This is a genomic window from Tolypothrix sp. FACHB-123 (genome assembly GCF_014697075.1).
Lineage (GTDB): Bacteria > Cyanobacteriota > Cyanobacteriia > Cyanobacteriales > Nostocaceae > Aulosira.
Map to the genome: position 1 here is coordinate 1 of NZ_JACJRE010000053.1, position 13738 is coordinate 13738.

A 13738-nucleotide genomic window follows, 5' to 3' on the forward strand; every position below is an offset into this window, starting at 1 on the left:
TTTTATTTGTTTTATTTATCATTGCCGGAATTTTTACAATTATCAATGTCATTTTGAAATCTCTCTTAGTTTTTATTAGGAAATAAGATGCGTTTCCCCTAGGACACGGCTTGAGTAATATGGTCTAGTTGTGAAAAATATTTTGGCTGCCGTGCTCCTATAAAGGCACTTAACTAAACTATATTTATTTATACCCAAGCTAAATCTTCTAAAGTTGAGTGCCTGTGGACGCTTCTAGGCATCACCGTGGTCGGGTAGCGGGATTATAGCGATAGAGTCCTGCTACCCGACCACGGTGGCCCCTTTATGTCAAAGGGGAGCATCCAGTTTTGGAAGATTTACCATTTCTGGGAAAATGTAAAGGGAAATAACCCTGTGCGGTCGTTGACAATGAATCAACCATGATAGCTACACATTAAATTCCCTGTTTTGTTATCAATGCGTCCTTCACTTAGGGGAGCAAGGCGGTGGGGACATTGATCTAAAAATACCCGGAAACTTTGAGATGATTTGGGTTTCCAGATAACTAAACGCAGTCCCAAAAGTGTCACTGAAGTTGGTTTGTCTAATGCTAAATCTTCGATTGGTAATAGAGGATACCACTGCTGAAAAAAGTTGAATTTATCTGTCATTTTTCTACTCAATAATTAACAAAAATTATATCTACTTCTTGAACTAGGGATAAAAGAGTTTGACTATTCAAGCGCAGGAAGCAGTAAATAGGGGATAAAATGTGTAATTGCAGCTTTATTAGGGAATAGCGAGCCGAAAAAATCATTTCTGCGAAATTTGAAACAATACGCTAGTATCTGGGTAATCTGAAGTTTTTGGTGGAAGAAGGCGGATTCATGCTCCAAGATATTACTGCTCAGATTGCTTTTCCTGACTCAGCACCATATTTAGCGCTAGGCGTTACTAGCCTAGCGGGAACAATAGGTTGGCGCTGGTGGAAACAAAAAAATATATATAAATCGCTACAATCCCTACCCTCTCCTCCTAAACACTGGCTATTTGGAAATCTGCCGCAGATTTTAGCAGCAGTGAAACAGAAAAGATTATTCCTGCAATTTTTTGATTGGAGCAAGCAGCTAGGTGCGATTTATGTGATCTGGAATGGCACTAATCCAATTGTCATTTTAAGTAAAGCCAAGGTTATTGAAGATACCATTGTCAATGGGATGAGAGATGGTAGCTTGATTAGATCTGAGCGATTACTCCAAGCTTGGAACGATATCAGTGGCCCCATTATGTTAGGAGAAACCGAAACTGAGTGGCAGTGGCGACGCAAAGCTTGGAACCCAGAATTCAGTTCTAGCGGTATCTCAAAATATCTGGAAATTATTAGCCAAGCCTGCGAACAAGTAATTGAAACAATCAAGGAAGCTGAACCACCAAAAGAAGTGGAGGTAGATCCTTTGTTTGTTGAACTCACAATGAGGGTGATTTCCTGTCTAGTACTAGGGATTCCTGTAGATAGAAACAGTACTAGTCCTGAAGGCCCTCCTCTGGAAGTCCCCAAAGTATACGAAGCGATGTCTATTATTGGCTATCGGTTCCTAAGACAAGCTGCTGGCGAGAAGCTGTGGATGAAATATTTGCCAACTCAAAATTCACGAGAATATTGGGCAACAAGACGATATTTAGATGAATTTCTCACTCCTCGTATAGACTTAGCTTTACAGATGAGAGAACAAAATCAGACTGATTTAGCAGAAGTTAGTCCTTTGTTTCGAGAATCAATGTTAGTCAAAATTGCTGCTAAAGAACCAAAATACAACCGGGAAACATTAATCGCAGAATCTATTGAACTGTTAATAGCTGGTACTGACACAACAGCTCATTCATTATCTTTTGCAGTTGGGGAGTTGAGCTTAAATCCCAGGGTTTTTCAGCAAGCACGAAATATTGTTGATCAAATTTGGCAAAGCCAAGGTGGAATTAACGCCGAAAGCTTCAAAGAATTGGCTTATATTAGCGCAATTATGAAAGAGACTTTGCGCCTTTATTCAGTCGCTTCCGGTTCGACTTCATTACAAACTCAACGCGACACAGTAATTGAAGGTAAAGTAATTCCTCGCGGTACAAAAGTATCTTGGTCAATGCTTGCGGCGGGAAGAGATCCAGAAGTATATGCTAATCCTGAAGAATTTCTGCCAGAACGTTGGCTAGATAAGAGTAAAGAAACTAGTTCACTGCCAATGATACACTTTGGCTCAGGCTCTCATCGTTGCTTGGGAGAGCATCTATCAATGCTAGAAGCAACTTTGATGCTATCATTATTGCTCCGCTACTTTGACTGGGAGTTAGTCAAGGGTCGGGCTTCTCTAGAAGAATTACAGCAAAACCTGTTAATTTATCCGTCCGATAAAATGCCAGTGCGCTTCCAGTTGAGAACTTAAATATATAGGCAAAATTAAAGTTATATTATGTTTGCTGAAACACTTATTTCCCACATTTCTACGTTGCTATCAAAATTCGGCATCATAGTTACTATAAGCTCAAAAGGTAACTAACAATGACTCAACGAGAATTTCCCAATTGGGAAGCGCTCTATCAAGAACAAGCCGTTGAAACCATGCCCTGGTTCAATCCAAGCTTAGATCCAGATATTGAATCAGCCCTCCTCAACCTTGAATTAAGCAATGGCTCGGTGCTGGATTTGGGAACAGGCCCAGGAACCCAAGCAATCGCGCTAGCCGAACGAGGCTTTCAGGTGATGGCGACAGATTTGTCAGAGACTGCCATTCGTCAAGCAGCAGCAAAAGCAAACCAGAAGGGATTGGAAATTTCGTTTCAGCAAGATGACATTCTCAACAGTCGTCTGGAACAATCTTTTGACTTGATTCTCGACAGAGGATGCTTCCACGTTCTGCCACCCCAAAGTCGAAGTACTTATGTGCAAATAGTCGCAAACCTGTTAAAGCCTAATGGTTACCTGTTACTGAAATGCTTCTCTCAAGAGGAAACAAGAGAACAAGGCCCTTACCGCTTTACCCCAGAGGAGATTCAGCAGATATTTAAAGAGAGATTTAATCTGCGTTTGGCTCAACAAACGGTCTATCATGGGACACTCGATCCGCTTCCCAAAGCGCTCTTGTGCATCCTAGAAAAGCATTGATTTTTTTGGTGGTGTCGCAAGTACACTTCTCAAAGCTCAATGTGAGTGAATTGAACAACGAACGCTCTGGTAGTATCTATTTCGATTGTCGTGCCGACTTGGGTGGTGTTCGATGTGCGCCAAAATATTTCTCACTGCGATAACGCAGCCACACCCGCAACACTTGCGGTATCTGCTGTTTTTGCTCTTTAGTTAATGTGTTGTAAAGAGCCAATGCGCGATCGCGCTCACCTCGACAAGCGGCATTGTTATGAGCATCCCAATAGCTGCGAGCTACTCGAATGCGACGACAGACTTCTTTGATTAACGAAAACTTGAACGCGCATCACCAAAGCTTAGGCGGCGATTGTCACTTGGGTAGTGTCTACTCCTTTAGTGCCATCTACTTTGGCGGCTACATCTTCGAGAGCATTTAGGATGTCCTGGCTTGACACAGAACCCTTGAGGACAATAGTGTTACCATCTTGACAGATTTGTAGAGTTTCAATTTCATCGATATGTGGTGCTTGCTCGAAAGCCTCAGCCACACGCTTAGCTAAGCCTAGTTGATCGTATTCACCCTCAAGTCCCATATATTCAGGAGGTGGAGGAGGTTGATGCTCTCCAGCCTTCTCGCGTCGAGCTTGATCGTATTCACCAGTCAGCCCAGGACTCATACTCGTCTCCGATTGCCCAGCGTCCCTTGTTTTTAGTAGGCTGCTTGTTTCTTGTTCACAAACTCTTTTTAGCCAACTCATGAGTCTTACCTAGTTACCGTAGTTTATATCTTTCTACTCGCTTGGCTGTTGATTTTTTGGTTTCCAAACCGTAAATTCTTACAGAAATAGGGCAATGAATTAAGCTTCATTTGTGATTAGCGAGTATTTCTTTCAAGATAACTGTCATTACTGTTGATAACTTCTACTAAAAGAAAGGGTTTTATATTAACCTTTGATTCCCACGGATCTAAAACATATGCAGAACGCAATCAATACAGCAAAAAGCAGTACCAAGGCAATAATAAGCCAAATAGATGGAAATTTTCATATAAATACATCAATTCAAGGTTGTCTGACCATTTTTAATGAAAAAGCATAAATTTGTTAGTGATATTTCTCCCTCAACTTGCTTAAGGTTTCCGCAGCAGTATGGCGAATCATTTCATCCGCATAGTAGCTGTTGGGAATCGTCGTCGCCCTTTCCAGGGCATCTAGAACGGTTGAAGTCGGGTTATTTAATTTATTTAGGGCATCAATAACATTTAACGGGACACAGTATCCGTATTGTTGTCCTTGTAACTCAGCAAGTAATGTCCGAGGCTGGTTTAGTTTTGCGGCTCTGACTATTTCCAGACAGCGTTCGCGTTCGCGTAGCGTGTCGCTTCTGCGACTCAGCGACTCCTTTGGAGTATCGCGAATTTCATCATCAATCAACCCAAACAAACTAAACATCATCCAATCCAAGCTCACATCGCTGTCCTGGATTAAAATCTCCGGATTGGTATACCACAAGCATTCAGCAGCATGAACACATTGACTCAGATGAGGATAATTTTGAGAAATCCGCTCAAAAATCAGTTGATCGATCTCACAATTGAGTAAATGAAGGGCATCTAATCCTTTTAGCAATTCATCACGCGACCAAATCACCACCATTGGTTGATAGTCTCTTGCTTGATATGTAAAGTAATGAATGTAATCCTTAGCGATATTTTCTAGTTTCTGTAACACGCATCGCCGATCAATTGTCCAGTCAGGGTATTCTATTTCTTCCATTATTCTGTTACTACTCCCCTATGAACTGGCTCAAATCATACGCCTCATATTTCAAACTTCAATTTAACTATAAGTTCACTTCTAATATTTACGAGAATATACTGAGTTCAATTCAGAATCAACAAAGTCACTATATTTTTTATACTGGATTGCATATTACTTATGGAGTGAACCGTTCACAGGGCTGGCTATGAAAAAACGCTCAGTTTGGCAGTCAGGGATTGTCCGCTACATCATTGGCGTTAGCTTAGGACTGTGGTTAATACGATTGTTGCACTTTGTTTGGGTAGATTGGCTGACATGGTTTTTCTTACCATTGCTCTGGATCTCAGGTGCGATCGCAGTATTGATTGGGTTAATTTGGGCGATTTCCTTTTGGGTGCGTGCCATGCAGAAAGGCTCTTTTCTAAATCAACGGTGGCGACGCTTTTTTCCACTGTTACTACAGTTATTAGGATTGGTAATTGGGATTATCGTCCCGTTTGAACAGTTTTGGCTAACGGCGAATTTTTATCAAAATTTGGCAAGTCGGCAACAAGTAATTGCGTTGGTGCAGTCAAATCAAATTGGTGGAGGTATGAACAATCTTGCTGCTTTACCGCCAGCTTACCATCACACTTCAATAAGCAAAGAAATTCAAACACAACGGGGACAGAATGGATTATACATTTTGTTCTTTACAGCTAGGGTCTTTGGGGGGGCACAGGGATTTGTGTATAGTGAACAGGCTAAACTTCCCGATCAAAATTTATTTTTAGGATATCGATTAAGGGTAGAACGTGCAATCAATTCCTATTGGTATTATGTCACGATTGGAGATTAAGCTCATACAATTTAAATGCCAGGGATAGTGGTTGAAGGCTACTGAGGATTATTAATTATGGAAAATGATGAAATTTAAGATTGCGATATTTGCGAGTGTCATTTTATTTGGAACTCAGTTTGGTATGGAACCGAGCCAAGCTCTCCCTGCGTCAGATGCCAAGCCACAGACTCCTCTACCTTATCCAACCGTGATATTAGGATTTGCTGGGGTTTTGCAACCGGACTGTGTTCGACAGGTTGAAGCAGGTGAATATCGCTGTGCGAAGCGTTGGGCAGAAGTAACCCATTTGCTCAAATCATTGGTTTATCAAGATGTTGAATCGCAACTTATTCCACCCCTTCAACATCAACTGGCGATCGCAGATCAATCCTGGCATCAGTTTCAAACACAACACTGCCAACAGTTAACTCAACGCTTACGCAATACGCCAGATTTTCCAATTGCAACATCTATCTGTTTAGCGCGATTAAATAACGATCGCATTCTAGAATTGCAGAGAGAAGGCGAGGTTATAACTCTCCAATCTCACGATCCTCGATTTGAATCCTTACTCGATCGACTCAAATTGAGAAATTCATCGGTGCAACGCCACTGGAAGCAATATCAAACTCAGCATTGCCAGATCGCAATAGATATATTCTCCCTGAACACCCTGAGATTGGCTCAATGTTATCAGCGTCTCAGAGAGGCTCGTCTTCGTCAACTTGAAGAACTTTTGGCAGCACCTGCTCGTGGTTTGGCTCTCTCCAGTGGTTCTGTACGACCTGGAATTCCAGAGCTAAATTGTGTGGATGAGACACAGATCGGGTTAAATCGATGCGCGGTCTATTGGTCGAAAACAACTCAGCTTTTGCAATCAAGCATTTATGGCGATTGGGCAACAAGACTATCGAAGCAGTATCAGCAAACATTTATGATCGCACAGAAATACTGGCAAGAGTATCGTGAAGCCCATTGTACTGAGTTGGTTGCACCTTTTCAGGAAGGTTCAATTTCACCCATGCTCTATCATCGCTGTTTAGCTCGGCTAAATAACGATCGCATTGCGGATCTAAAGGGGATAGCTGTATATGATTCAGAAGACGAGCCGCAGCAAGCCCCAGTTACATCTGGACAAGATACCACTCAAGCTCTTTGGGAGCGTTATCAAACTCAGTACTGCAAGTTTGAGTCACAGTTTTTTGGTAGCCAAACCAGAAGTAAGCAATGCCTAAATCGTTTAAATCTGGGGCGTTTGCGTCATCTCAAAGCAATGATGAACACTCGATAAAGAGGAAAATAATAGTAGTTTATGACTTCAAACGATTGGCAGTGAGGAAAACGATCGCAATCCCCAGGGTATAAGCAACCAAATCTCGCCAGTCGAAAGTAGATCCAATTGTTAAATGAGCTAGCTGGGAGTTTCGCCAGCCTAAAATATCAATGAGATTAAGAAACTGAAGCAACTCAATCAAGTAGGCAAAGATGAGAGTTCCAATAGCAACCTTCCGTAGTGGAACTGCAATAAAAGCATGAACAAAGTAAGCAATCACCATGACAATTAAAACGTCGCCCAGTAACGGTCTAATCCAATCATCTCGGAACAAGAGTGCAATTATCACAACTATTGCAAATAGAATCGCAAACAGGGTGAAAGAGGTAGGATTAAATCTCAACCACTTGAGATTACGGAATTGTTTAGGCACGATTGATTTCCTGGGTTTAATTCGCCAGGATTGTAACATTGTTCTTTAAAATTGGACTAGATTGATAAATCCAATTAGTGAATTAGTTTGGCAAAGTGTGCTGAGTGGCGACATACAGTTAGCAAAAGATGCCATTCAAGCTATCACTGATAAGCATGGAATTGCTCCTGCAATTTTCATAAATGTAAAAACTGACAACTTTCCTAAAGAGATCGAGCGATTGCAATATTTCGATCGCGTCCTTGGTTTAGAGTTGACTTTGACTCAAGCTGATGAAATCCCTGATTTTGTGGATGCTGTACCAAATTTAGAGTATTTAACACTAACCTGTCCAAATGTCAAACAAGTTCATTTTTCGTTTCATAAATTAAAGCATCTTGAAACTTTGCATATCTCTCAACCTAAATCATTAGAAGATTTTGACCTTGATTTGAGTCGATTTCCTGCTTTAGCTGAATTCTGGTGTGATGGTAGCAATTGGCAAAAAATGCCCCAAGGACTACATATGCTTAGGCAGATTAGCTGCTGGAATCATCCACAAATGCAGATGGAGTGGGGACAAATTCCCTTTGCCAAAGCTGAAGACATTCGCCTAGACTATATGGCTTTACGTTCTCTACCTGATAATCCTGGCTTCTTTCCGAAGTTAAAGGAACTGAGTATTGAAGGCAATCCGATCGCTGAACTACCTGAGACAATTTGCAACTGGGGAGAGCTTTCAGGAATAGAAATTGATGTGAGCAAGACTCAAATTGAGAGCTTACCCCACAGCTTACTTACAACTGAGCGAAGTTTGACAATCAATCTGCAAGGCACCCCGTTTGAACGACTGCTTTCTGAAGCTTTAGCGACTGATGCAAGCGAATGCTCACAGTCACAGTTAAAGGCAAAACAAGTGTATCATCAGCTACGCGATCGCATGGAACTAATAGTCAATTTGACTCGATCGTAATTAGTGACAGTTGCGATTCCCTTTGATAACAGCAGTTTTAGGGATTGCGTTACATTTAACCCCTGGAGAACCAAATCCACTATATTGATCGAAGTTTCCTTGAACCTGCAAATCTGGGGGAAGTTTGGCAATGTTAGTTTTGTACAAAAAAAGGTTTCCTTCAACTACCATTGCATTGGGCAGTTCTTCAATGTACGTACCGCTAATAGTTAGGTTGCCTTTGACGGTTAGTTGATTGGGAAGTCTTTTGAGATTGCCTTCTAGGGTAACGTTACGATTGATGATACAGCGTTCTCCTTCCTCGAGCGCGCCAAATTTCTTCAGGCTTCCACAAGGTGCGGGGGGAGTCGGTTGCAGCAGATAAATTCCAACCACCACCAAAGGAAATATGAAAAGCAGCAATCGCCATCTTAGTTTTGGGAACATTTGAGCTAATAAATCCTAATTTAGGTTAACTTAATATCTTGCACATTTACGTATACATACAGCAAAATCGAAAATCTGGGCGATATAGCTACAGTATTTTTGTTTGCTTTTAACGATAAATTAATACTTTTAGCTTTATGCTGAGTATTTAATCTCACCATTTTTTGGGTGGAAGATGTGAGGAGTATGTCACTGGAAAATCCAAGTCCTTTAGCGATCGCACTCACCCTGTGGAATATTGGGTTGGTGTCTGAGCAGAACCTAATCGCTTGGGCTGATGCTCAGATTCTGGCGATTGAAAAGCCTGCTGATGATTTACTGGAAATTGCCACTAAAGGTGCGAAAGTGTGCCTCAAAAAAGGGTTGATTGAAACGCTTCCAATTGCCCTTGGCTACTCAGAGGAATTTTTTATTCGAGCTTATTTGTTGGATATCGAATGCGATGGCGGCAGCCACTCCTTTCAGGAGTATCGCGCAACAAAATCCTTCATCGCTTGGGTTGCTCACAACTGCTGTGGGAGTACGGAAACCCCCGAAGCTTTACTAGGGTATCATCTAGAACACTTATACTGTGATTGTGAGGATGTTGATGCTGCGATCGCAATGCTACGGGTTGAACTTCCAAAAATCATGCCTCGTTGTGAATCCTTTGCTACTATGTTTTTGGAGCAAGTCTCTGGGTTAGAGCTATGCATTTAACCGCCCATCAAACTGCAATGATTGAAGTTGCTAGGGAGATTCGTTTGGCGTTAGATCGCTTGAAATACCTCGATCCAGATGGAATGTGTTTGACAATAGACTTAAATCCACCGCTTGAATCCGTGGCGATTCTAAAAGCATTGGAAATTCAGCTACCAAAAGCCTATGCTGCTTTTTTGCTAGAGGTGGGAAATGGAGGGTGTTGGGATTGTGCCGAGCGAGACTGTTGGATGACAATTGATGAAATCATACAGCATAATTGTGCTGAGTTATGGCATCAGTCACCGCCTGATTTCGTTCGTCAATTTCTGGCAACAGGAAAACAATCTGATGCAGTCGAGTTACCCTATCTCCTGAAAATTAACGCCCTTCCTGGACTATTACGAATTGGGTTGTATCCTCCAGAACAAGAGACTTACGGGTTGTTTCTGACACAAGAAGGACATGAAGTGAAAATTCAAATCTGCTTACAACCGTTGTTGACTTATGTTGTGATGGAACGCTATACACCGAAGCAATGGTTACAAATGCATCTCAATTTTTTAAATAATGAGATTTATGAAATTGAAAAATCGATCTCAATCTTGAATTCTCAGCAAAGTCCATATCTTCTTTTCCAAGGATATTTAATGGGTTTGTCCGAGGCTAGGTTGAAGCAGTTTATTGAAAATTGTCCCGCAATTCCTTTAGAAAGAAAACGAAATTTGCTAGATGAGATATGGTAGACCTAGTAAAACCATTATAGTACTTTCTGTATAATATATCTAATAATTATTATTAGAAAATATTTGATTATATGAACCGCAAACAATTATACTGGGTAAAAGACTATACTTATGAAGCCAGACAAAAAAAGATTGGTTGGCTAAATGAAATAATTGAGTCACTACATGAGCAACCAGAATTAGGAAAATATGAAGACGATGAAGACTCAGAAGAGCTATTTACCCAGGAAACTATCACAGTTGCTCAACGTTTAATGAAATTAGTTATCCAAGAGGAGCCGAATAAACAGGATATTCGTGAATTATATATATTGCTGAAAATTTATGAACATATTCGTAACTCCGCTTGGTACGATATTTGTAAATATGTGGAAAAGTGGCATTGGGTAGTAAATATTTGGGAAACATTTCAGAATGTAATTGAATTAGATATTTGGCATGGTTGTGAGTATCAACGTTATTCAATTAAAGAACCATTAATTGCTGAGGGTAAATTTACCATAGGTAGCTCTTATATCGGTCAGCCCGCTCATATTGCATTCAGATTAGAACAGAATTTAGAGAACAATCAGATTAAAATTATTTGGCAAATTCCAAATGAGACAGATATTATTGACGAATATATTTCAGAGTCGATCGAAGGAATTATCGATGGGCTGATTAAATATTCTCATCTAGAAAATAAAGCTTTTTCATCCCTAAAAATTACTGTCTTTAATGGCAGTTATCACGAATCTATCTGTAGGGGGTTTGATTATCGTATGGCTGCTCGTATCGCTTGGAGGAATGCTTTAAAAACTGCTGAATTCATACCTCTTTAATGGTTAAGGTTGGAGAAATTCAAGCATTTAATCATTATTACAGCATTTTTCACCTATTTGAACCAGTTGCTGGATGAGAGATAAGCATGGAAAAACCTTTGTTCTAATTGATGGATATACACTAGCGATCGCGCAAAGCGATTCAGGTGTTTTATTCTCTGGTTGCCACAGTCGCAAAGCTATAACCCGATATGACAATTCGCTCCTAATTCAGTTTTTGGCACGTCATGCCCATCATGATACATTTTGGCAGTGCTTTCAGGCGCGTGAAATGTATGAGAATGAGGATAATCGCTTCTTTGTCAGGAATTGCCAGCAGTTGATTCGCTATCCCAGTTGGAAACTACCGCAAGTTTATCAAAATTGGGCAGTTTGGGAACTGATAGATCAGCTGTTTCAAATTCATGGCGAGTCTTACAATGAACCGATTTGTTTATGGCATCCAGGGAGTTACTATCCGATGTACGGTATTCCCTATGGAACTGCATTGAAGGTGATACAGGTTGCGCGGAATTGGAGCAATCTGCAAGAAATCGAGGGAATTGAACTGCTCAATGAAACCCAGTGGAATTTACGCTTTGCGTCTGCTGCGAGTCCTACTCACTCTTTACTAATCCCGCAGATTTTGTCTGAGATTGAGGAAGCCGCTAGTATATATCTACTATTTTTTGAAGAAAAAGCACGCTTATATACACCCAACCAGGTTGCAGCAATTCGATATGAACTGCTGCATCAGATGGTGATCGCCAACCTACTCAACCGTGAAATCTCACCAGAAATTCTTGCTTGTCTAGTTGCTTATCCAAATCTGCAACGCTGCGTCATTCAAGCTGAAAAACTATGGCGTTATTTAGATGGTGCTTCTGTGAGCCAAGAAAAAAATAGTTTGTGTTTAGATTGGATGTTTTTTGATCCACCACTACCTCAACCTGACTTTCATCAGCTTTGCTTACAGCATTTTCAAAAAGCAAAATTGCAATACCCCTATACGATTCCCTTTGAAGCCGATGGGAAGCAATATCGGCTGGTGACAGGAAGTGTACATCACAATGCGATCGGCTTGTTGACGGTTTTAGAAATTACGATGCCGATAAATGCGAATGCCTTATTTACCAACGTGAATGAGCCGACGTACCTAGAGTTAGTTGTCTGGGCTGCGCTGGAATCCTGCTTACCTCCCATCGAAGATTGGGAAATGTCTGTTGATTGGAGAGGAAGAGAAGATGAGTTGGTAACTTTAGGAACAGATCCTTCCTTACCAAAAGCTGAGTTTTTCTTGAACTGTTTAGCATCTCACCTGGCAAGACTCTGGCAAAATGGGGAGCGAACGGTGTTGAAAAAAGGATTGCTCCCTTTGCAAAGTTATTTCCCAAAGGAAACCTACTTTCTCTACTGTCGAGGTCAGATGCTACTATCCGGGGAACTGCGATTTCACTATGGGGAATGGTTTGATGGGGGCTTTCTCCGGCTTTTTCGGGCAGAACAAGGGGAGTCATGATTAATAATTAGAGATGTTTCTGGAATAATCAGAATATACGTTGCTGAATGGAAATATGATTCCGCCGGATTTTGGATAGAGCCTCCAGGCTTTCAGAAAATATTTCATAGCTGGATTTAGCAAAGCCGAAAAATTAATGGCGATGGCTAGGAGGGCAAGGTGTATGGATTGCAAAGCACTAATTTACGACGCGGTAAGGAAACAGGCGATCGCACCAATATACCCTCATTCTTTGGTGAAGTGGGATATTTCCCAACAACCCCGGATAATTGGACAAATCGAGTTACCCTATGATTTTGAATCAGTACCAAGTATTGTTTTGTTACCGGATGGGGAAAGGTTTGCTGTGGCTCCTTCTGAGGTTACGCCAGAATTTGGGATTGAGATTCGTCGCTGGGATGATTTTTCCGTTTTGCAACGAGTTGACTTACCCCATGCACCCTATGAGGAGAATTCCCAGGAGGATGAGTATTATGGACATGGTAAATGTACTCATATTTCCTGGTTGGGATTAACACCTTGCCAGGGCTATTTATTGGTTGGTGAGGGTTGGGGAGATATTTATCTAGTTAATTTAGAAAGCGGTGAGCAGATTCGTTGGTTGCGTCGTTGGCGAGATTATAATGCTGCTTTTGCCATCGATCCACAAATGCAGTTTCTCATTGTTAATTCTGTAGACATGGATGAGTCCCATCAATTTTACAGAATTGACAGTATGCTTGAGGATAAATTGACCTATTTGGGGGAATATTCAGGTGGTGTGCGTTGTCATCGTGGCGGCTTGAGTTTTAGCCCAGATGGTCAGCGTCTGGCTTATACTGCATATCGATATCAAGGTGTTGATTTGTTAAGTTTTCGGCTTGAACGCTCGATATTAAGCACTTTATCCCCGCAAACGCAGGAACCACTCCATGAAATATGGAAAAAATGGGAAAAATCGTCACAATATCGGGCGAAAATGTGGGGTCAATTCTTTCGGTTGTACCATGACCATGATGGATTAAATCCTTGGCAAAGTGATATCGTTTGGCTGGATAACAACAGCTTATTATGTGGTGTAGGGCAAATTCTGGCAGTGCTGTCAGCTCAGACAGGGGAAATAATAAAAACCTATGACGTGGATGCAGTGGTTAATACTTTGGTGTTTGACTACACATCTTTCCAAGCTATTGTTGCCACCAAGCAAGGGATAAAAGTTGTTGCGATCGCCTAATCAATATAGCGGGAAAACCCA

At 41.2% G+C, this 13738-nt stretch carries 15 protein-coding genes and 1 pseudogene; 10 read left to right on the forward strand and 6 right to left on the reverse strand.

What is annotated here, in order from left to right; genetic code table 11:
• Positions 1-398 precede the first annotated feature (398 nt).
• A pseudogene (locus H6G41_RS26340) lies at positions 399-632 on the reverse strand (Rieske 2Fe-2S domain-containing protein); the annotation flags it as partial.
• A 216-nt stretch (positions 633-848) separates the two neighbouring features.
• On the opposite strand from H6G41_RS26340, the gene H6G41_RS26345 reads away from it, so the two are divergent.
• Both H6G41_RS26345 and H6G41_RS26350 read left to right on the forward strand, forming a co-directional pair.
• A complete protein-coding gene (locus tag H6G41_RS26345) occupies positions 849-2399 on the forward strand; it encodes a cytochrome P450 (RefSeq protein WP_190750166.1) in 1551 nt (516 codons plus the stop codon).
• A gap of 116 nt (positions 2400-2515) precedes the next feature.
• Positions 2516-3118, forward strand: coding sequence for a class I SAM-dependent methyltransferase (locus tag H6G41_RS26350; protein WP_190750168.1), 603 nt, complete (start codon positions 2516-2518; stop codon positions 3116-3118).
• Between the two features lie 76 nt (positions 3119-3194).
• Here the strand turns inward: H6G41_RS26350 and H6G41_RS35400 are convergent, their stop codons facing one another.
• From H6G41_RS35400 to H6G41_RS26365, 3 genes are all read right to left on the reverse strand, one after another.
• A complete protein-coding gene (locus H6G41_RS35400) occupies positions 3195-3332 on the reverse strand; it encodes a hypothetical protein (protein WP_242038051.1) in 138 nt (45 codons plus the stop codon).
• A 121-nt stretch (positions 3333-3453) separates the two neighbouring features.
• On the reverse strand, positions 3454-3774 hold the full coding sequence (locus tag H6G41_RS26360) for a BON domain-containing protein (protein ID WP_306790449.1): 321 nt from the start codon (positions 3772-3774) through the stop codon (positions 3454-3456).
• 426 nt (positions 3775-4200) lie between these two features.
• A complete protein-coding gene (locus tag H6G41_RS26365) occupies positions 4201-4872 on the reverse strand; it encodes a hypothetical protein (protein ID WP_190750172.1) in 672 nt (223 codons plus the stop codon).
• Positions 4873-5062: 190 nt separating this feature from the next.
• Here H6G41_RS26365 and H6G41_RS26370 point away from each other — a divergent pair, with 190 nt between their 5' ends.
• Both H6G41_RS26370 and H6G41_RS26375 read left to right on the forward strand, forming a co-directional pair.
• Positions 5063-5695 carry a hypothetical protein gene (locus tag H6G41_RS26370; protein WP_190750174.1) on the forward strand — a complete coding sequence of 211 codons (633 nt, stop codon included), beginning with the start codon at positions 5063-5065 and terminating at the stop codon, positions 5693-5695.
• A 64-nt stretch (positions 5696-5759) separates the two neighbouring features.
• Positions 5760-6968, forward strand: coding sequence for a lysozyme inhibitor LprI family protein (locus H6G41_RS26375; RefSeq protein ID WP_242038052.1), 1209 nt, complete (start codon positions 5760-5762; stop codon positions 6966-6968).
• Between the two features lie 19 nt (positions 6969-6987).
• On the opposite strand, the gene H6G41_RS26380 is transcribed toward H6G41_RS26375, so the two are convergent.
• Positions 6988-7383 (reverse strand): DUF2809 domain-containing protein, encoded by a 396-nt coding sequence (locus H6G41_RS26380; protein WP_308796494.1) that lies wholly within the window; start codon positions 7381-7383, stop codon positions 6988-6990.
• Between the two features lie 61 nt (positions 7384-7444).
• Here H6G41_RS26380 and H6G41_RS26385 point away from each other — a divergent pair, with 61 nt between their 5' ends.
• Positions 7445-8335: a hypothetical protein gene (locus tag H6G41_RS26385; protein ID WP_190750178.1), complete on the forward strand. Its 891-nt coding sequence runs from the start codon at positions 7445-7447 to the stop codon at positions 8333-8335.
• Here the strand turns inward: H6G41_RS26385 and H6G41_RS26390 are convergent, their stop codons facing one another.
• Positions 8336-8761, reverse strand: a complete 426-nt coding sequence (locus H6G41_RS26390) for a hypothetical protein (protein ID WP_096648571.1) — start codon at positions 8759-8761, stop codon at positions 8336-8338.
• 186 nt (positions 8762-8947) lie between these two features.
• Here H6G41_RS26390 and H6G41_RS26395 point away from each other — a divergent pair, with 186 nt between their 5' ends.
• The 5 genes from H6G41_RS26395 to H6G41_RS26415 all read left to right on the forward strand — a co-directional run bounded on the left by H6G41_RS26395 (position 8948) and on the right by H6G41_RS26415 (position 13717).
• Positions 8948-9460, forward strand: coding sequence for a hypothetical protein (locus H6G41_RS26395; RefSeq protein ID WP_190750180.1), 513 nt, complete (start codon positions 8948-8950; stop codon positions 9458-9460).
• Positions 9451-10185 carry a hypothetical protein gene (locus H6G41_RS26400; RefSeq protein WP_190750182.1) on the forward strand — a complete coding sequence of 245 codons (735 nt, stop codon included), beginning with the start codon at positions 9451-9453 and terminating at the stop codon, positions 10183-10185. Before H6G41_RS26395 ends, H6G41_RS26400 begins: the two co-directional genes overlap by 10 nt.
• A 71-nt stretch (positions 10186-10256) precedes the next feature.
• Positions 10257-11006, forward strand: coding sequence for a hypothetical protein (locus H6G41_RS26405; protein WP_035152672.1), 750 nt, complete (start codon positions 10257-10259; stop codon positions 11004-11006).
• A gap of 73 nt (positions 11007-11079) precedes the next feature.
• Positions 11080-12504, forward strand: coding sequence for a hypothetical protein (locus H6G41_RS26410; protein WP_190662237.1), 1425 nt, complete (start codon positions 11080-11082; stop codon positions 12502-12504).
• A gap of 163 nt (positions 12505-12667) precedes the next feature.
• Positions 12668-13717, forward strand: coding sequence for a WD40 repeat domain-containing protein (locus tag H6G41_RS26415; RefSeq protein WP_096648561.1), 1050 nt, complete (start codon positions 12668-12670; stop codon positions 13715-13717).
• The last annotated feature ends 21 nt before the right edge of the window (positions 13718-13738 follow it).